At 65.4% G+C, this 18,552-nt stretch carries 14 protein-coding genes; 7 read left to right on the top strand and 7 right to left on the bottom strand.

Annotation, left to right across the window (positions count from 1 at the left end; translation table 11 throughout):
- Positions 1 to 199 precede the first annotated feature (199 nt).
- Positions 200 to 2,809 (top strand): aconitate hydratase B, encoded by a 2,610-nt coding sequence (locus tag APT63_06525; GenBank protein AMA45313.1) that lies wholly within the window; start codon positions 200 to 202, stop codon positions 2,807 to 2,809.
- Between the two features lie 153 nt (positions 2,810 to 2,962).
- Here APT63_06525 and APT63_06520 read toward each other — a convergent pair whose 3' ends face one another.
- Genes APT63_06520 through APT63_06500 form a run of 5 tightly spaced genes read right to left on the bottom strand, consistent with a single transcriptional unit; the run spans position 2,963 to position 9,634 of the window.
- Positions 2,963 to 4,159: a 3-methylitaconate isomerase gene (locus tag APT63_06520; GenBank protein AMA45312.1), complete on the bottom strand. Its 1,197-nt coding sequence runs from the start codon at positions 4,157 to 4,159 to the stop codon at positions 2,963 to 2,965.
- A gap of 52 nt (positions 4,160 to 4,211) precedes the next feature.
- Positions 4,212 to 6,800: a Fe/S-dependent 2-methylisocitrate dehydratase AcnD gene (locus APT63_06515; protein AMA45311.1), complete on the bottom strand. Its 2,589-nt coding sequence runs from the start codon at positions 6,798 to 6,800 to the stop codon at positions 4,212 to 4,214.
- A 45-nt stretch (positions 6,801 to 6,845) separates the two neighbouring features.
- Positions 6,846 to 7,973, bottom strand: a complete 1,128-nt coding sequence (locus APT63_06510) for a 2-methylcitrate synthase (GenBank protein AMA45310.1) — start codon at positions 7,971 to 7,973, stop codon at positions 6,846 to 6,848.
- A 57-nt stretch (positions 7,974 to 8,030) separates the two neighbouring features.
- The gene (prpB, locus tag APT63_06505; GenBank protein ID AMA45309.1) at positions 8,031 to 8,924 is read right to left on the bottom strand and encodes a 2-methylisocitrate lyase; all 894 of its coding nucleotides are present in this window, start codon (positions 8,922 to 8,924) and stop codon (positions 8,031 to 8,033) included.
- On the bottom strand, positions 8,921 to 9,634 hold the full coding sequence (locus APT63_06500; protein AMA45308.1) for a GntR family transcriptional regulator: 714 nt from the start codon (positions 9,632 to 9,634) through the stop codon (positions 8,921 to 8,923). The genes prpB and APT63_06500 overlap by 4 nt, the downstream gene beginning before the upstream one ends.
- A 290-nt stretch (positions 9,635 to 9,924) precedes the next feature.
- Here APT63_06500 and APT63_06495 point away from each other — a divergent pair, with 290 nt between their 5' ends.
- From APT63_06495 to APT63_06475, 5 genes are all read left to right on the top strand, one after another.
- Complete coding sequence (locus APT63_06495) at positions 9,925 to 10,461, top strand: ATP-dependent zinc protease (protein ID AMA45307.1); 537 nt, start codon at positions 9,925 to 9,927, stop codon at positions 10,459 to 10,461.
- 5 nt (positions 10,462 to 10,466) lie between these two features.
- The gene (locus APT63_06490) at positions 10,467 to 12,002 is read left to right on the top strand and encodes a hypothetical protein (GenBank protein AMA45306.1); all 1,536 of its coding nucleotides are present in this window, start codon (positions 10,467 to 10,469) and stop codon (positions 12,000 to 12,002) included.
- Positions 12,002 to 12,982: an alpha-L-glutamate ligase gene (locus APT63_06485; GenBank protein AMA45305.1), complete on the top strand. Its 981-nt coding sequence runs from the start codon at positions 12,002 to 12,004 to the stop codon at positions 12,980 to 12,982. Before APT63_06490 ends, APT63_06485 begins: the two co-directional genes overlap by 1 nt.
- Positions 12,983 to 13,197: 215 nt before the next feature.
- The gene (pabB, locus tag APT63_06480; protein ID AMA45304.1) at positions 13,198 to 14,541 is read left to right on the top strand and encodes an aminodeoxychorismate synthase component I; all 1,344 of its coding nucleotides are present in this window, start codon (positions 13,198 to 13,200) and stop codon (positions 14,539 to 14,541) included.
- A gap of 113 nt (positions 14,542 to 14,654) precedes the next feature.
- Positions 14,655 to 15,389, top strand: a complete 735-nt coding sequence (locus APT63_06475; GenBank protein ID AMA45303.1) for a phosphoadenosine phosphosulfate reductase — start codon at positions 14,655 to 14,657, stop codon at positions 15,387 to 15,389.
- 147 nt (positions 15,390 to 15,536) lie between these two features.
- Here APT63_06475 and cysB read toward each other — a convergent pair whose 3' ends face one another.
- Together cysB and APT63_06465 are read right to left on the bottom strand one after the other, a co-directional pair.
- Positions 15,537 to 16,511: a LysR family transcriptional regulator gene (gene cysB, locus APT63_06470; protein AMA45302.1), complete on the bottom strand. Its 975-nt coding sequence runs from the start codon at positions 16,509 to 16,511 to the stop codon at positions 15,537 to 15,539.
- Between the two features lie 115 nt (positions 16,512 to 16,626).
- A complete protein-coding gene (locus tag APT63_06465) occupies positions 16,627 to 17,130 on the bottom strand; it encodes a universal stress protein UspA (protein AMA45301.1) in 504 nt (167 codons plus the stop codon).
- Positions 17,131 to 17,423: 293 nt separating this feature from the next.
- Here APT63_06465 and APT63_06460 point away from each other — a divergent pair, with 293 nt between their 5' ends.
- Positions 17,424 to 18,503, top strand: a complete 1,080-nt coding sequence (locus APT63_06460) for a phospho-2-dehydro-3-deoxyheptonate aldolase (GenBank protein AMA45300.1) — start codon at positions 17,424 to 17,426, stop codon at positions 18,501 to 18,503.
- Positions 18,504 to 18,552 lie beyond the last annotated feature (49 nt).

Below are 18,552 nucleotides of genomic sequence, written 5' to 3'. Positions count from 1 at the left end.
GTCACGCGCCTCAGGCGTGCCCAGGGCCAGCCCTCATCAGCTCCCCCGTTCTGCAGGCGTAAAACTTTGAAAACAGCTTCCGCGAGGATGTCCTGCCGCTTTGGCTGCACGGCCCAGAAGGCCGTCTTGCGCAGAGCGTCGGACACCCCGGATGAGCGTCCCGGCCCCCTAGATGGGACCACTGATGAGGGAAATAACTGTGCTTGAAGCCTACCGCAAACATACCGAAGAGCGTGCCGCCCTGGGTATCGTGCCCCAGCCGCTGAACGCCGAACAGACCGCAGGCCTGGTCGAACTGCTGAAGAACCCGCCTGCTGGCGAAGAAGCCTTCCTCGTCGACTTGATCACCCACCGCGTCCCGCCAGGGGTCGACGAAGCCGCCTACGTCAAGGCCGCCTACCTGTCCGCCGTGGTCAAGGGCGAGGCCGCCTCGCCGCTGATCGATCGCAAACGCGCCACCGAGCTGCTGGGCACCATGCAGGGCGGCTACAACATCGCCACGCTGGTCGAGCTGCTGGATGACGCCGAACTGGGCGCCGTCGCGGCCGAACAGCTCAAGCACACCCTGCTGATGTTCGACGCCTTCCACGACGTCGCCGAAAAAGCCAAGGCGGGCAATGCCCACGCCAAGGCCGTGCTGGAATCCTGGGCCGCGGGCGAGTGGTTCACCAAGCGTCCGGCCATCGCCGACAAGTACACCCTGACCGTGTTCAAGGTGCCTGGCGAGACCAACACCGACGACCTGTCGCCGGCCCCGGATGCCTGGTCGCGTCCCGACATCCCGCTGCACGCGCTGGCCATGCTGAAGATGGCCCGCGACGGTATCGAGCCGCAGCAGCCAGGTTCGGTCGGCCCGCTCGAGCAGATCGAAGCGGTCCGCGCCAAGGGCTTCCCGGTCGCCTACGTCGGTGACGTGGTCGGTACCGGTTCCTCGCGCAAGTCCGCCACCAACTCGGTGCTGTGGTTCTTCGGCGACGACATCCCGTACGTCCCGAACAAGCGCGCCGGCGGCTTCTGCTTCGGCACCAAGATCGCCCCGATCTTCTACAACACCATGGAAGACGCCGGCGCCCTGCCGATCGAGTTCGACTGCACCGACCTGAACATGGGCGACGTGATCGACGTCTACCCGTACAAGGGCGAAGTCCGTCGTCACGACAGCGACGAACTGGTCACCACCTTCACCCTCAAGACCGAAGTGCTGCTCGACGAAGTCCGCGCAGGCGGCCGTATCCCGCTGATCGTCGGCCGCGGCCTGACCGACAAGGCTCGCGCCGAGCTGGGCCTGGGCGCCACCGACCTGTTCAAGCTGCCGGAAGCACCGGTCGACACCGGCAAGGGCTATACCCTGGCGCAGAAGATGGTCGGCCGTGCCTGCGGTCTGCCAGACGGCCAGGGCGTACGTCCGGGCACCTACTGCGAACCGAAGATGACCACCGTCGGTTCCCAGGACACCACCGGCCCGATGACCCGCGACGAGCTGAAGGACCTGGCCTGCCTGGGCTTCTCCGCCGATCTGGTCATGCAGTCGTTCTGCCACACCGCGGCCTACCCCAAGCCGATCGACGTCACCACCCACCACACCCTGCCGGACTTCATCCGCACCCGTGGCGGCGTGTCGCTGCGTCCGGGCGACGGCATCATCCACAGCTGGCTGAACCGCATGCTGATGCCCGACACCGTCGGCACCGGCGGCGACTCGCACACCCGCTTCCCGATCGGCATCTCCTTCCCGGCCGGTTCCGGCCTAGTGGCCTTCGCTGCCGCGACCGGCGTCATGCCACTGGACATGCCCGAGTCGGTCCTGGTGCGCTTCAAGGGCAAGCTGCAGCCAGGCATCACCCTGCGTGACCTGGTCCATGCGATCCCTTACTACGCCATCCAGCAGGGCCTGCTGACCGTCGAGAAGAAGGGCAAGAAGAACGCCTTCTCAGGCCGCATCCTGGAAATCGAAGGCCTGGATGAGCTGACCGTCGAGCAGGCGTTCGAGCTGTCCGACGCCTCGGCCGAGCGTTCTGCCGCCGGCTGCACCATCAAGCTGCCGGAAAAGGCCATCGCCGAATACCTGCAGTCCAACATCACCCTGCTGCGCTGGATGATCAGCGAAGGCTACGGCGACCCACGTACCCTGGAGCGTCGTGCCCAGGCCATGGAAGCCTGGCTGGCCAACCCGGAACTGCTGTCGGCCGATGCCGATGCCGAGTACGCCGAGATCATCGAGATCGACCTGGCCGACGTCAAGGAGCCGGTGCTCTGCGCACCGAACGACCCGGACGACGCGCGCCTGCTGTCCTCGGTACAAGGCGAGAAGATCGATGAGGTGTTCATCGGTTCGTGCATGACCAACATCGGTCACTTCCGCGCCGCCGGCAAGCTGCTGGAAAAGGTCAAGGGCGGCATTCCGACGCGCCTGTGGCTGGCCCCGCCGACCAAGATGGACGCCCACCAGCTGACCGAAGAAGGCTACTACGGCATCTACGGCAAGGCCGGTGCACGCATGGAGATGCCAGGCTGCTCGCTGTGCATGGGTAACCAGGCACGGGTCCAGACCGGCGCCACCGTGGTGTCCACCTCGACGCGCAACTTCCCCAACCGCCTGGGCGATGCCACCAACGTCTACCTGGCCTCGGCCGAGCTGGCGGCGGTCGCGTCGATCACCGGTAAGCTGCCGACCGTCGAGGAGTACATGACGTACGCCAAGGACATCGACAGCATGGCGGCCGACGTCTACCGTTACCTGAGCTTCGACCAGATCGCCGAGTTCCGCGAGGCGGCAGCCAACGCCATGATTCCGGTGGTTCAGGCTTGAGATGAGCTGCAAGCGGTGAGCTGCAAGCGGTGAGCTGCAAGCGGTGAGCTGCAAGCGGTAAGCTACAAGCGGTAAGCTACAAGCGGTAAGCTACAAGCGGTAAGAAAAAGCCCCGGCACATGCCGGGGCTTTTTTGTTGCCTGGATGAAGGGATCAAGGGTGTTGCAGGCAGTCGGGCGGCACGCGTATCCAGCCTTCCATCAGGGTGCGCGCGCTGCGGCTCATGGTGACCTGGGTCACGGTCCACGCCCCCTGGTCCTGACGCACCTCGGCGCCGACGCGCAAGGTGCCCGAGGGGTGGCCGAAGCGCACGGCCGCGTGCGCCTGCCCGCCCGCCGCGCGGCTGACCAACGTACCCGGAATCGCCGCCGCCGTGCCGATGGCGACGGCAGCCGTTCCCATCATGGCGTGGTGCAGCTTGCCCATGGACAGGGCCCGGACCAGAAGATCGATGTCGTCAGCCTGGACCTGCTTGCCGCTGGAAGCGGCATAGGCGGCGGGAGATGCGACGAAGGCCAGCTTGGGTGTGTGCTGGCGGCCTGCCGCCTCTTCGACGTGAGCGATCAGGCCCATGCGCACGGCGCCATGGGCACGAATGGTTTCCAGACGCGCCAGGGCCTGGGCGTCGTTGTTGATCGCCGCCTGCAACTCCGTGCCCTGGTAGCCCAGGGCGGCAGCCTCGATGAAGATCGTCGGGATGCCGGCGTTGATCAGGGTCGCCTCGAAGGTGCCCACCCCCGGCACCACCAATTCATCGACCACCTGCCCGGTGGGGAACATCGCACCGCCGCCCTCGCCGTCCTCGGCGGCCGGATCGACGAAGGCCAGTTGCACCTCGGCGGCCGGGAACGTCACGCCATCAAGCTCGAAATCACCTGTCTCCTGCACCTGCCCTTCACACATCGGCACCCGGGCGACGATGGTCTTGCCGATGTTGGCCTGCCAGATGCGCACGGTCGCCCAGCCATCACGGGGCAAGCGCTGGGCATCGATCAGGCCCGAGGCGATGGCGAAGGACCCGACCGCCGCCGACAGGTTGCCGCAGTTGCCGCTCCAGTCGACGAACGCGGTGTCGATCGACACCTGGCCGAACAGGTAATCCACGTCGTGCCCGGGGCGTTCGCTCGGTGACAGGATGACCGCCTTGCTGGTGCTGGACGTCGCCCCGCCCATGCCATCGGTCTGCTTGCCATAAGGGTCGGGGCTGCCCAGCACGCGCAGCAGCAGTGCGTCGCGGACCGGCCCCGGTCGCTGCGCGGCTTCGGGCAAGTCCTGAAGGCGAAAGAACACCCCCTTGCTGGTTCCGCCACGCAGGTAGCTGGCGGGGATCTTGAGTTGCGGCGCGTGCATCGAATGCCTCCTGTACGGATCGCCGTGGCGCAGGCCGCGGCGAGAAAGTGGATCAGGCGCGAGCCTCGAGAAAATCCTGGGCGAAGCGTTGCAGCACGCCCCCGGCTTCGTAGATCGAGACTTCCTCGGCGGTGTCCAGACGACAGAGCACCGGCACCTGCAGCGAGGTACCGTCGCGCCGCGTGATCACCAGCGTCAGCCGCGCTCCGGGCGTACGCTCGCCGAGCACATCGAAGGTCTCGCTGCCCTCGATGCCCAGGGTCTTGCGGTCGGTACCCGGCTGGAACTCCAGCGGCAGCACGCCCATGCCCACCAGGTTGGTCCGGTGAATCCGCTCGAAGCCTTCGGCGACGATCACTTCCACCCCGGCCAGGCGCACCCCCTTGGCGGCCCAGTCCCGGGAAGACCCCTGCCCATAGTCGGCACCGGCGATGATGATCAGCGGCTGGCGCCGCTGCATGTAGGTCTCGATGGCCTCCCACATGCGCATCACCTGCCCTTCCGGCTCGAGGCGCGCGAGCGAGCCCTGGCGCACGCTGCCGTCGGCGTTGCGAACCATCTCGTTGAACAGCTTGGGGTTGGCGAAGGTGGCGCGTTGGGCCGTGAGGTGGTCGCCGCGGTGGGTGGCGTAGGAGTTGAAGTCTTCTTCGGGAACGCCCATGCGCGTCAGGTATTCGCCCGCTGCGCTGTCGGCCATGATGGCATTGGACGGCGACAGGTGATCGGTGGTGATGTTGTCCGGCAGCACCGCCAGGGCACGCAGGCCGCGCAACGTGCGCGCCCCGGCCAGGGCGCCTTCCCAGTAGGGCGGCCGACGAATGTAGGTGCTCATCGGCCGCCAGTCGTAGAGCGGCGCCACGGCCGGGCCGCTGAACGACTCGACGGCGAACATGGGAATGTAGACCTGGCGGAACTGCTCGGGCTTGACGGCCGCCCGCACCACCGCGTCGATCTCGGCATCGCTGGGCCAGAGGTCCTTCAAGCGGATCGGCTGACCGTCGACCACGCCCAGCACGTCCTTCTCGATGTCGAAACGGATGGTACCGGCGATCGCATAGGCCACCACCAAGGGCGGCGAGGCGAGAAACGCCTGGCGTGCATAGGGGTGGATGCGCCCGTCGAAGTTGCGGTTGCCCGACAGCACGGCCGTGGCGTACAGGTCGCGGTCGATGATCTCCTGCTGGATCGCCGGATCGAGCGCACCGGACATACCGTTGCAGGTGGTGCAGGCGAAGGCGACGATACCGAAGCCCAGGCGTTCGAGTTCCTGCTCCAGACCGGCTTCTCGCAGGTACAGCTGGACGGCCTTGGAACCGGGCGCCAGCGAGGATTTGACCCAGGGCTTGCGGATCAGCCCCAGGCGGTTGGCATTGCGCGCCAGCAGCCCGGCCGCGATGACGTTACGCGGGTTGCTGGTGTTGGTGCAACTGGTGATGGCGGCGATGATCACCGCGCCATCGGGCATCTGGCCTGGCTGCTCGGTCCAGGCGCCAGCGATGCCCTTGGCGGCCAGGTCGCGGGTGGCCACGCGGGCATGGGGGTTGGACGGGCCGGCCAGGTTGCGCTCGACGCTGCCCAGGTCGAAACGCAAGGTGCGCTCGTACACCACGTCTTGCAAGGTGTCGGCCCACAGGCCGGCGACCTTGGCATAGGTTTCCACCAGCGCCACCTGTGCGTCCTCGCGGCCGGTCAGGCGCAGGTAGTCCAGGGTCTGCGGGTCGATGGCGAACATCGCCGCCGTGGCGCCGTACTCGGGGGCCATGTTGGAAATGGTCGCCCGGTCGCCCAGGGTCAGGGCCCGCGCGCCCTCCCCGTGGAACTCCAGATAGGCACCGACCACTTTCTGCTGGCGCAGGAACTCGGTGAGCGCCAGCACCAGGTCGGTGGCGGTCATGCCTTCGGCCAGGCGCCCGCTCAGCTCGACCCCGATGATGTCCGGCAGGCGCATCCAGGAAGCCCGCCCGAGCATGACGTTTTCGGCCTCCAGCCCGCCGACACCGATGGCGATCACGCCCAGGGCATCCACGTGGGGCGTGTGGCTGTCGGTGCCCACGCAAGTGTCGGGGTACGCCACGCCGTGTTCGGCGCGAATGACAGGCGACATCTTCTCCAGGTTGATCTGGTGCATGATGCCGTTGCCCGGCTGGATCACCTCGACGTTGCGAAACGCCTGCTTGGTCCAGTCGATGAAATGGAAACGGTCCTCGTTGCGGCGGTCCTCGATGGCGCGGTTCTTCTCGAACGCTTGCGGATCGTAGCCGCCGCACTCGACCGCCAGGGAATGGTCGACGATCAACTGCACCGGTACCACCGGGTTGACCTGCGCAGGGTCGCCGCCCTGGTCGGCGATGGCATCGCGCAGGCCAGCCAGGTCCACCAGGGCGGTCTGGCCCAGGATGTCATGGCACACCACGCGTGCCGGGTACCAGGGAAAGTCCAGGTCGCGACGGCGTTCGATCAGTTGGCGCAACGAGGCCTCGAGGGTCGCCGGCGCGCATCGGCGCACCAGGTTCTCGGCCAGTACGCGCGAGGTGTAGGGTAACCCCGCGTAGGCGCCAGGCTGGATCGCCTCGACGGCCGCACGGGCGTCAAAATAGGCCAGGTCGGTGCCCGGCAGGGCGGTGCGGTAGGCAGTATTCATGTTCAGCTCGGTCACGGTGACGAAACGGTTATGGAAGGCAGCGCCTCAGCGCGCCTCGAGCGGCACGAATGGACGCTGCTCGACCCCGACGTACTCTGCGCTGGGGCGGATGATGCGGTTGTTGGCGCGCTGCTCGAACACGTGCGCCGCCCAGCCGGTCAGCCGCGAACAGACGAAGATGGGCGTGAACAGTGGCGTCGGGATGCCCATGAAGTGATAGGCCGAGGCATGGTAGAAGTCGGCGTTGGGGAACAGTTTCTTCTGCTCCCACATGGTCGCATCGATGGCCTGGGACACCGGAAACAGCACGCGGTCGCCCACCGAATCGGCGAGCTGTTCGGCCCAGCCCTTGATCACTTCGTTGCGCGGGTCGGACTCCTTGTAGATGGCATGCCCGAAGCCCATGATCTTGTCCTTGCGCTCGAGCATCTTCAGCAGCTCGGTGCGTGCTTCCTCCGGCGAGGCGAAGCGTTCGATCAGCGCCATGGCCGCCTCGTTGGCCCCACCGTGCAGAGGCCCGCGCAACGTGCCGATGGCTGCGGTGATGCAGGAGTACAGGTCAGACAGGGTCGAGGCGCAGACCCGCGCGGTGAAGGTCGAGGCGTTGAACTCGTGCTCGGCATACAGGATGAGCGAGACGTTCATCACCTTGACGTGCAACGCGTCGGGCTTCTTGCCGTGCAGCAGCGCCAGGAAATGACCGGCCAGGGTGTCCTCATCGCTGGTGCAGTCGATGCGCGTGCCGTGGTGGGTGAAGCGGTACCAGTAGCACATGATCGCCGGGAACGCCGCCAGCAGCCGGTCGGTGCGGTCGTGCTGCAGGTCGAAGGTGCGCTCCGGCTCCAGCGTGCCGAGCACCGAACAGCCGGTGCGCATGACGTCCATCGGGTGGGTGTCCTTGGGCAGGCGCTCGAGCACCTCCTTGAGCGCCTGGGGCAGGTCGCGCTGCGCCTTGAGGGCGTGCTTGTAGTCGTCGAGTTCGGCCTGGGTGGGCAGCTCGCCGTACAGCAGCAGGTAGGCGACTTCCTCGAATTCGGCCTGGGCGGCCAGCTCACGGACATCGTAGCCACGGTAGGTCAGGCCCGCGCCGGCCTGGCCGACGGTCGACAATGCCGTCTGCCCGGCGACCTGGCCACGCAGGCCAGCGCCACTGAGTACTTTTGCTTCGGCCATGGACGTTCTCCATTGTTGGATTTGTTATGGATGACAGGCGAATCAGGTGTAGCGGGTTCAACGGTCCTTGGGCGGCGCGTACAGCGCGTCGAGCTGCTGTTCGAAGGCGTGGTAGCCGATGGCGTCGTACAGCTCCATGCGTGTCTGCATGGTGTCGAGCACCTGCTTCTGGGTACCGTCGCGACGCAACGCGGCATAGACGTTCTCGGCCGCCTTGTTCATGGCGCGGAAGGCCGACAGCGGGTACAGCACCAACGACACGTCGACCGAGGCCAGCTCGTCGGTGGTGTACAGCGGCGTGGCGCCGAACTCGGTGATGTTGGCCAGGATCGGTGCGCGCACCCGGTCGGCGAAGACCTTGTACAGGGACAGTTCGGTGATCGCCTCGGGGAACACCATGTCGGCACCGGCCTCGACGCAGGCGGCGGCACGCTCCAGGGCCGACTCCAGCCCCTCGACGGCCAGGGCGTCGGTACGCGCCATGATCACGAAGCTGTCATCGGTGCGCGCATCGACCGCCGCCTTGATGCGATCGACCATCTCCTGCAGCGGCACGATCGCCTTGTTGGGCCGATGACCGCAGCGCTTGGCGCCGACCTGGTCCTCGATGTGCAGGGCGGCAGCGCCGAACTTGATCATCGACCGCACGGTACGCGCCACGTTGAAGGCCGAAGCGCCGAAACCGGTATCGACATCCACCAGCAGCGGCAGGTCGCAGACGTCGGTGATACGGCGCACATCGGTCAGTACGTCGTCCAGCCCGCTGATCCCCAGGTCGGGCAGGCCCAGTGAGCCGGCCGCCACGCCACCGCCGGACAGGTAGATGGCCCGGAAGCCGGCGCGCTTGGCCAGCAGCGCATGGTTGGCATTGATGGCGCCGACCACCTGCAGGGGACGTTCGGCGGCAACGGCCTCGCGAAAGCGTTGGCCGGGCGTGTGCTTCGTGCTCATGACTCACCTCGTGACGGGGTATCGGCGCTCTGGAAGTGCCGCTCGATGTTGCGCCGGGAGCCACCGATATGGCGGCGCATCAGCAGTTCGGCCAGCTCGCCGTCGCGGTCGGCGATCGCATCGAGGATGCGATGGTGCTCGGCGAAGGCCTGACGCGGGCGGTTGGGCGTGGAAGAGAACTGGATGCGGTACATGCGCACCAGTTGGTACAGCTCGCCACAGAGCAGCTTGACCAGCGTCTGGTTGCCGCTGCCCTGGATGATGCGGTAGTGGAAATCGAAGTCGCCTTCCTGCTGGTAGTAGCCCAGGCCTGCCTGGAACGCCGCATCGCGCTCATGGGTGTCGAGCACCTGGCGCAGCGCGTCGATCGCCTCCTGACTCATGCGCTCGGCCGCCAGCCGACAGGCCATGCCCTCCAGGGACTCACGGATTTCGTAGAGCTCGATCAGCTCGGTCGGGTCGAGCGAGACCACCCGCGCACCCACGTGCGGCACGCGCACCAGCAGTCGCTGCCCTTCGAGGCGGTGGATGGCTTCACGCAAGGGGCCTCGACTGATGCCGTAGGTGCGCGCCAGCTCAGGCTCGGAGATCTTGCTGCCCGGGGCGATCTCGCCCTGCACGATCGCCGCCTGGATACGCCGGAACACATGCTCGGACAACGTCTCGGCCTGTTCTGCATCGGCCACGAAGGAAGAGGTGCTTTGCAGCATAGTGTCGACACCGGCGGGTTCAGATGCCTTGAAACTAGCTTAATACAGGGTATTCGTCAAAGCGCCACGCCCTATTGTCGACAATAGTCGCATGCAGAACTTACACCTGCCTGGGAGGTCTGAACGCCGCGCAGCTAGCGCCGTGAGACCGGCGTGCTAGAATGCCGCGCCTCCTATTTCTAGGGATGAAGCGTCCGTCGAAGCCTCAGGCCTCCACGGACCTGCGAAGGAGCTTGCGCAGTCATGCCATTCGCCTTGATTCGAACACTGCATTGCATTGCGCCAGGACTATGAGACTCACGCCCTATCTATTGCTGTTCTGCCTGATCGTGCCCAGTGCCCTGGTACAGGCTGCGGAGAAGACCGTCTACGGTCTGAACGAGTACGCCCGCCTGCTCGATCTCGACCTCGAAGTGGCCGCCAAACTCGACACCGGCGCCAAGACCGCCTCGCTCAGCGCCCGTGACATCAAGCGCTTCAAGCGTAATGGCGAAAGCTGGGTGCGCTTCTACCTGGCCATCGACACCGCCCACTCGCACCCGATCGAGCGGCCCCTGGCACGGGTCAGCAAGATCAAGCGCCGGGCCGGCGACTACGACGCCGAGCAAGGCAAGGCCTACACCGCCCGGCCGGTCATCGAACTGGACATGTGCATGGGGCGCAGCCGGCGCACCATCGAGGTCAACCTCACCGACCGTAGCGCCTTCCAGTTCCCGCTGCTGATCGGTGCCGAGGCGCTCAAGCACTTCGATGCCCTGGTCGACCCCAGCCTCAAATACGCGGCCGGCAAACCTGCCTGTGCCATCGTCGCTCCTACCGCAGAGTAACCCCGATGCGTTCTCTTACCCTTCATTTGAAAATCCTGATCACCGTCCTGGTCCTGCTGGGCGTGGCGATCACGGCTTATCAGATCTACGTCCTCGAAATCCCGGTGACGGAAAACGAGACCGACGACTTGTGGAACATCGATGCCAAGGTCGAGTTCGTCGCCAGCAGCAAGGACCCGGTCAAGGTGCAGATGTTCGTGCCGCCCCTGAACCGCGACTACGTCAGCATCACCGAAAGCTTCATCTCCAACAATTACGGTTTCAGCGTCAATCGCGCCGACGGCAACCGCAAGGTGACCTGGTCGGCGCGGCGCGTCAGCGGTGACCAGACCCTGTATTACCGGCTGGTGGTGACCAAGCGCTCCAGCACGGAAAAGGCCACCGCCAAAGGTCCGACCTTCCGCGACAGCCTGGCGCTGGATGGCCCGGAGAAGATCGCCGCCGAAGCCTTGATGGCGCCTATTCGTCAGCATTCGGCCGACGTCGAGACCTTCGTCAGCGAGACCATCAAGCGGGTCAACAACCTCAACGACGACAACGTCAAGCTGCTGCTGGCCGGTGACACCTCGCCCCTGAACAAGGCCAAGGTGATCGACCTGCTGCTGTCCATCGCCCACGTGCCGATGGAAAAGGTACACACCGTGCGCCTGGTGGCCGACGTGCCACAGACGCCCGAGCTGTGGCTGCGCAGCTTCAACGGCAAGGACTGGCTGTACTTCAACCCCGACACCGGCGAACAGGGCCTGCCGAGCGACCGCCTGCTGTGGTGGACCGGCGACGACAACCTGATCACCGTCGACGGCGGGCGCAAGGTCAACGTCACCTTCAGCCTGAGCAGCAGCGAGATGAACGCCATCCGCCTGAAAAGAGCGACCGACGAGAACACCGACGCTGACTTCCTCGAGTACTCCCTCTACGGCCTGCCGCTGCAGACCCAGCAGACCTTCATGATCATGGTGATGATCCCGATCGGCGTGCTGGTGATCCTGGTGCTGCGCAACCTGATCGGCCTCCAGACCCTGGGGACCTTCACGCCGGTGCTGATCGCCCTGGCCTTCCGCGAGACCCAGCTGGGCTTCGGCATCGCGCTGTTCACCGTGATCACGGCGTTGGGCCTGTCGCTGCGCTCGTACCTCGAGCACCTCAAGCTGCAGATGCTGCCCAGGCTGTCGGTGGTGCTGACCTTCGTGGTGATACTGATCGCCGCGATCAGCCTGTTCAGCCACAAGCTGGGCCTGGAGCGCGGGCTGTCGGTGGCGCTGTTCCCGATGGTGATCCTGACCATGACCATCGAGCGCCTGTCCATCACCTGGGAAGAGCGTGGCGGCAGTCATGCCATGAAAGTCGCCATCGGCACCCTGTTCGCCGCGTCGCTGGCGCACCTGCTGATGATGGTGCCGGAGCTGGTCTACTTCGTCTTCACCTTCCCGGCGGTGCTGCTGATCCTGGTCGGCTTCATGCTGGCGATGGGTCGCTACCGCGGCTACCGCCTGACCGAGCTGGTGCGGTTCAAGGCCTTCCTGAAAAAGGCTGACAGCTGATGTTCGGACTGATCAAGGCCTGGAAAGCCCTGGAGGCCCGGGGCATCATGGGCATCAACCGGCGCAACGCGGACTATGTACTCAAGTACAACAAGCGCCATCTGTACCCCATCGTCGATGACAAGATCATCACCAAGGAGCGAGCGCTCGCCGCGGGCATCCACGTGCCCGAGATGTACGGTGTCATCGAGACCGAGAAGGACATCGACAAGCTCGACCAGATCATCGGCGGGCGCACCGACTTCGTCATCAAGCCGGCCCAGGGCGCTGGCGGTGACGGCATCCTGGTGATCGCCGACCGCTTCGAAGGCCGCTACCGCACGGTCTCGGGCAAGATCATCAGCCACGAAGAGATCGAGCACCAGGTCTCGAGCATCCTGACCGGCCTGTACTCGCTGGGCGGTCACCGGGACCGTGCGCTGATCGAATACCGTGTCACCCCCGACCCGATCTTCAAGAGCATCAGTTATGAGGGCGTGCCCGACATCCGCATCATCGTGCTGATGGGCTACCCGGTGATGGCCATGCTGCGCCTGCCGACCCGGCAGTCCGGCGGCAAGGCCAACCTGCACCAGGGCGCGATCGGCGTCGGTGTGGACCTGGCCACGGGCGTGACCCTGCGCGGCACCTGGCTGAACAACATCATCAGCAAGCACCCGGACACCACCAACGCGGTCGACGGGGTGCAACTGCCCAACTGGGACGGCTTCATGAAGCTGGCGGCCGGGTGCTACGAGCTGTGCGGGCTGGGCTACATCGGGGTGGACATGGTGCTGGACCAGGACCGCGGGCCGTTGATCCTCGAGCTCAACGCGCGACCCGGCCTGAACATCCAGATCGCCAACGACTGCGGCCTGACCCAGCGCACCCATGCCATCGAAGCGCACATCGAGGCACTGGCCAAGGAGGGTGTCCAGGAAGATGCGGCGCAGCGGGTGAAGGTGACGCAGAGTCTGTTCGGTCATCTGCCGCACGCTTGAGTGCGGCGCGTTGACGGCGCCTGAGGGGGAAGGCTGTTTGTCCGGGACTGTGAGGGCGGCGTCCATGCCGCCGTCATCGCCGGCAAGCCGGCGCCCACAGGGGCCCAGGCTCATGCTCGACGCAGGGCATGCCATGTAGAGGCGTGCACAACGCTAGGCGTCGATGGCGGGGCCGACTACAATCGCTGCCTCGACTCCAAGCGCCTTCGATCCGCATGCCGACCTGTACGCTTCATCCCCTGCCCTATCAGCCCGACCCTGCCGTGTATTTCGCCCGTGTGCGCGAGGCGCCGGGGGCGATCCTGCTGGACAGCGCGCGCCCTGGCGCAACGCGCGGGCGCTTCGACCTGGCCAGCGCCTGGCCCGTGGCGCAGTTCCAGCCCCAGGGCGATGAGCACGGCACGGTCTTTCTGGCGCGCTTGCGCGCGGCCTTGCAGACCCTGGGGCCGGCGCAATTGCCCGAGGGCTGCGAATCGCCTTTCGCAGGCGGCCTGATCGGCTACCTGAGCTACGATTTCGGGCGGCGCCTGGAGCGATTGCCAGCGCTGGCCCGCGATGACCTGGGCCTGCCCGACGCTGATCTTGGCGTGTACACCTGGGCCTTGGTCAGCGATCACCAGCGGCGCCTGACCCACCTGGTCTTTCACCCTTGCATGATGCCCCAGGAGCGCCAACGGCTGATCGCACTGTTCGAGGCGCCTGACGCCCCGATCCACAGCCCTTTCCGCCTGCTGGCCCCCATGCGCGGCGACCTCGAGGCCGGCCAGTATCGCCAGGCCTTCGAACGGGTGCAGGCCTACATCCAGGCAGGCGACTGCTACCAGATCAACCTGACCCAGCGCTTTCGCGCGCCCTGCGAAGGGGATCCCTGGCACGCCTACCAGGCCTTGCGCCAGGCCTGCCCCACCCCCTTTTCCGGCTACCGGCGGCTGCCTGACGGCAGCGCGCTGCTGAGCTTTTCGCCGGAACGCTTCGTGCGCGTCAGTGCCGGCATGGTGGAGACTCGCCCCATCAAGGGCACGCGCCCGCGTGACGCCGACCCGGTACAGGATGCGCGCAACGCCGCCGAGCTGCAGGCCAGCCCCAAGGATCGCTCCGAAAACCTGATGATCGTCGACCTGCTGCGCAACGACCTGGGGCGCACCTGCGCGGTCGGTTCGGTCAAGGTCCCCGAACTGTTCAGCCTGGAAAGCTACCCGAACGTCCACCATCTGGTCAGCAGCATCACGGGGCAATTGGCCAGCGACCACGACGCACTGGACCTGATCGCCGGCAGCTTCCCCGGCGGGTCGATCACCGGGGCACCGAAGATCCGCGCCATGCAGATCATCGACGAACTGGAACCGACGCGCCGGGCGCTGTACTGCGGCTCGTTGCTGTACCTCGATGTGCGCGGCGAGATGGACAGCTCCATCGCCATTCGCAGCCTGCTGGTCAAGGAGGGCCAGGTCAGTTGCTGGGGCGGCGGCGCGGTGGTGGGTGACTCGCGCTGGGAGGACGAGTACGAGGAATCCATCGCCAAGGTCCGGGTGTTGATGGAGACGCTGCAAGGCCTGTAGGACAGGGGTGCAGACCAAGGTAGGGCCGGGCATGGACCCCTCGTCGTGCGTAATTTTGTTACCATTTGCGCACTACGAGCGCACAGCGCCATTACACGCATGGAAACCGCCTGATGAGCCAACCTTTCGACGTCGCCGCCCTGGCCGCGACCTATGCCGACAAGTCCCCCCAGGACATCCTCAAGCTCGCCTTCGAGCATTTCGGTGACGACCTGTGGATTTCCTTCAGCGGCGCCGAGGACGTGGTGCTGCTCGACATGGCCTGGAAACTCAACAAGCAGGTCAAGGTGTTCAGCCTGGACACCGGTCGGCTGCACCCGGAGACCTACCGCTTCATCGATCAGGTGCGCGAGCAGTACGCGTTGTCGATCGACATCCTGAGCCCGGACCGCGCCGTGCTCGATCCCTTCGTCAAGGAAAAGGGGCTGTTCAGCTTCTACCGCGATGGCCACGGGGAATGCTGCGGGATTCGCAAGATCGAGCCTCTGCGCCGCAAGCTGTCCACCGTCAGCGCCTGGGCGACCGGGCAGCGCCGCGACCAGAGCCCCGGCACCCGTAGCCATGTACCGGTGATCGAGATCGACGCGGCCTTTTCCACGCCCGAGCGCACGCTGTACAAGTTCAACCCCCTGGCGCAGATGACCAGCGCCGAGGTCTGGGGTTACATCCGCATGCTCGAGCTGCCCTACAACAGCCTGCACGAGCGCGGCTTCATCAGCATCGGTTGCGAGCCCTGCACCCGCCCCGTGCTGCCGAACCAGCACGAGCGCGAAGGCCGTTGGTGGTGGGAGGAGTCGACACAGAAGGAGTGCGGGTTGCACGCGGGCAACCTGATTGCCAAGAGCTAGCGGCAAGCGGCGCTGGATGAAGGCGCTCTGCCAGTCAACTACCGCACCTTCTCTGGCCGTGAGTGGGCCGCCTTGCGGCCCATGAAACCAGTTTTACCGTTCACTTGACCACTGACCGCATGTAGCTTGCAGGTCGCGCCCTCCCCTTCAGTGCACCGGCAACTCCACCCCCGCAAACAGCTCCTCCAGTTCCTGCTTGTTGTGGCACTGGATCGCCTTGGCCATGACCTCGCGCGTCAGGTGCGGCGCGAACGTCTCGATGAAATCGCACATGAAGCCGCGCAGGAAGGTGCCGCGGCGGAAACCGATCTTGGTGATGCTCGGCTCGAACAGCTCGCTCGCATCCAGAGCCACCAGGTCGCTGTCGAGCTTGGCGTCGACCGCCATGCCGGCCACGATCCCCACGCCCAGCCCCAGGCGCACGTACGTCTTGATCACGTCGGCGTCCGCGGCGGTGAACACCACCTTGGGCGTCAGGCCGCGTTGGCTGAACGCCTCGTCCAGCTTGGAGCGCCCGGTGAAACCGAACACGTAGGTCACGATCGGGTACTCGGCCACGGCTTCGAGGGTCAGCTTCGGCAGCTTGGCCAGCGGATGCCCTTGCGGCACCACCACGCAGCGGTTCCACGTGTAGCACGGCATCATGATCAGGTCGCCGAACAGCTCCAGCCCCTCGGTGGCGATGGCGAAATCCACAGTGCCATCGGCGGCCATTTCGGCGATCTGCATGGGCGAGCCCTGGTGCATGTGCAGCGCCACGTCCGGGTATTGCTTGATGAAGCCACTGATCACCTGCGGCAGCGCATAGCGCGCCTGGGTGTGGGTGGTGGCGATGGACAGCGTGCCTTTTTTCTCGTTGGAGAACTCCTGGGCGATCTGCTTGATGCTCTCGACCTTGCGCAGGATCTCGCCGGCCGTGGTGATGATCCGCTCACCGGCCGGGGTGACCCGTGTCAGGTGCTTGCCGCTGCGCGCGAACACCTCCACCCCCAACTCATCCTCCAGCAGGCGAATCTGCTTGCTGATACCTGGCTGGGAGGTATAGAGGCTCTGCGCGGTTGCAGACACGTTGAGGTCATGGTGCGCCACTTCCCAGATATAGCGCAGTTGTTGAAGCTTCATAGAGATCCCTCGGATCGGCGATGGCCCGCCGTGCTGCCGGCAACGATTTATAACCATATTAGGGGATAACAGCGCCAACATAGAACTATTTTCTTATCAATGGTGCGGCGGATCTTCAGCCCTGAGACAGATGACTGTCGAGTTGGCGCATCAGCGGCGCCATATAGACAGGAACGGGCGACAGCTGCACCAGGCGGGCGGCTGTTCGGCCCACTGGCACATCGCCTTCGACGCGCTGGGCATGGCTGCCGAAGACCAACAGATCGACCCCCAGTCGCTGAACCTGATCGAGAATGACCTGGGCGGGATCGCCCTGGCGCACCCGCACGGCCCTGATCAACGCCAGATCGGTCGTCTCGCCCAGCTCCTGGCGAAAGGTGTCCAGCACCTGTTGCTCGATGTTGGCCATCACCACGCCGACGCCCTGACTGTGCAACCGGTCCAGGGTGCGTTCATCCAGGTAGCTTTGCAGCAGCGACTCGGCGAACCGCCCCATCGGCTCCACCACATGGATCACATGCAGTTCGGCCTGGAAGACACGCGCCAGGGCCAGGGCGTGTTGCAACACCAAGGGTGCGTAAGCCCCCAGGTCGGTAGCGTACAGCAGGGAGCGGACCATGCGACCTCCTCGACTGCCGCGTGGGCAGGGCACGCTTGAGCTTAGACGCAGCGCCGACATTTGGCTTGCCGCGCGGTGCTGACAGGTTGCACAGGCGCACTGCCCTGCCGATAGCCCCCTGGACAGCCTCTGGACTGCCAGGACCGGCACGTTCAAAAGCCAGAGTCATCACCCCAAGCATTGTTCCGCCTTGTAGAACGCGCTAAGGTTCGGCTCCCCGCCTCGAACAATCCAGCGGCTGGGCCGCACGGGGTTTGCTGGCGGCCGGCGCCCGTGACCTGACGAGTAACACGATGGCTGATTTACCGATCGATGACCTTAACGTCGCTTCCAACGACACGCTGATCACCCCCGATCAGCTCAAGCGGGAGCTCCCTCTGAGCGCCAGCGCCCTGCAGACCGTGACCACCGGTCGCGACGTGGTGCGCAACATCCTGGACGGCAAGGACCATCGCCTGTTCGTGGTCGTGGGCCCCTGCTCCATCCACGACATCGACGCGGCGCACGAATACGCCGAGCGCTTGAAAGTGCTGGCCGAAGAAGTGTCCGACACCCTGTACCTGGTCATGCGCGTGTACTTCGAGAAGCCGCGGACCACCGTCGGCTGGAAGGGCCTGATCAACGATCCTTACCTGGATGACTCGTTCAAGATCCAGGACGGCCTGCACATCGGGCGCAAGCTGCTGCTCGACCTGGCCGAGAAAGGCCTGCCGACCGCCACTGAAGCCCTCGATCCGATCTCGCCGCAATACCTGCAGGACCTGATCAGCTGGTCGGCCATCGGCGCGCGCACCACCGAGTCGCAGACGCACCGCGAGATGGCCTCGGGCCTGTCGTCGGCAGTCGGCTTCAAGAATGGCACCGACGGTGGCCTGACCGTGGCGATCAACGCCCTGCAGTCCGTCTCCAAACCGCACCGCTTCCTCGGCATCAATCAGGAAGGCGGCGTTTCCATTGTCACGACCAAGGGCAACCCCTACGGGCACGTGGTCCTGCGTGGTGGCAACGGCAAGCCCAACTACGACTCGGTCAGCGTCGCCCTGTGCGAGCAGGATCTGGCCAAGGCCAAGATCAAGGCCAACATCATGGTCGACTGCAGCCACGCCAACTCCAACAAGGATCCGGCCCTGCAGCCGCTGGTCATGGACAACGTGGCCAACCAGATCGTCGAAGGCAATCAGTCGATCATCGGCTTGATGGTGGAGAGCCACCTGAACTGGGGTTGCCAGTCGATTCCCAAGGATCTGTCGGAACTGCAGTATGGCGTCTCGGTGACCGACGCCTGCATCGACTGGTCCGCGACGGAAAAGGCCCTGCGCAGCATGCGCGACAAGCTCAAGGACGTCCTGCCGCGTCGTCAGCGCGGTCATTGATCGATCCTGATGAAGTGAAGGCGTCCGGTCGCACCGGGCGCCTCGCAGG

It is taken from the genome of Pseudomonas monteilii (genome assembly GCA_001534745.1).
In the GTDB taxonomy this organism is placed as follows: Bacteria; Pseudomonadota; Gammaproteobacteria; order Pseudomonadales; family Pseudomonadaceae; genus Aquipseudomonas; species Aquipseudomonas alabamensis.
This window is presented reverse-complemented; position numbering and strand designations above follow the sequence as displayed.

What these genes read in the sequence shown, in the direction of transcription:
- APT63_06510 (AMA45310.1), bottom strand. Translation starts at nt 7,973, where the DNA reads ATGGCCGAAGCAAAAGTACTCAGTGGCGCTGGCCTGCGTGGCCAGGTC.
- APT63_06465 (AMA45301.1), bottom strand. Translation starts at nt 17,130, where the DNA reads ATGGTCCGCTCCCTGCTGTACGCTACCGACCTGGGGGCTTACGCACCC.
- pabB (AMA45304.1), top strand. Translation starts at nt 13,198, where the DNA reads ATGCCGACCTGTACGCTTCATCCCCTGCCCTATCAGCCCGACCCTGCC.
- APT63_06475 (AMA45303.1), top strand. Translation starts at nt 14,655, where the DNA reads ATGAGCCAACCTTTCGACGTCGCCGCCCTGGCCGCGACCTATGCCGAC.
- APT63_06460 (AMA45300.1), top strand. Translation starts at nt 17,424, where the DNA reads ATGGCTGATTTACCGATCGATGACCTTAACGTCGCTTCCAACGACACG.
- APT63_06500 (AMA45308.1), bottom strand. Translation starts at nt 9,634, where the DNA reads ATGCTGCAAAGCACCTCTTCCTTCGTGGCCGATGCAGAACAGGCCGAG.
- APT63_06485 (AMA45305.1), top strand. Translation starts at nt 12,002, where the DNA reads ATGTTCGGACTGATCAAGGCCTGGAAAGCCCTGGAGGCCCGGGGCATC.
- prpB (AMA45309.1), bottom strand. Translation starts at nt 8,924, where the DNA reads ATGAGCACGAAGCACACGCCCGGCCAACGCTTTCGCGAGGCCGTTGCC.
- APT63_06520 (AMA45312.1), bottom strand. Translation starts at nt 4,159, where the DNA reads ATGCACGCGCCGCAACTCAAGATCCCCGCCAGCTACCTGCGTGGCGGA.
- cysB (AMA45302.1), bottom strand. Translation starts at nt 16,511, where the DNA reads ATGAAGCTTCAACAACTGCGCTATATCTGGGAAGTGGCGCACCATGAC.
- APT63_06515 (AMA45311.1), bottom strand. Translation starts at nt 6,800, where the DNA reads ATGAATACTGCCTACCGCACCGCCCTGCCGGGCACCGACCTGGCCTAT.
- APT63_06490 (AMA45306.1), top strand. Translation starts at nt 10,467, where the DNA reads ATGCGTTCTCTTACCCTTCATTTGAAAATCCTGATCACCGTCCTGGTC.
- APT63_06495 (AMA45307.1), top strand. Translation starts at nt 9,925, where the DNA reads ATGAGACTCACGCCCTATCTATTGCTGTTCTGCCTGATCGTGCCCAGT.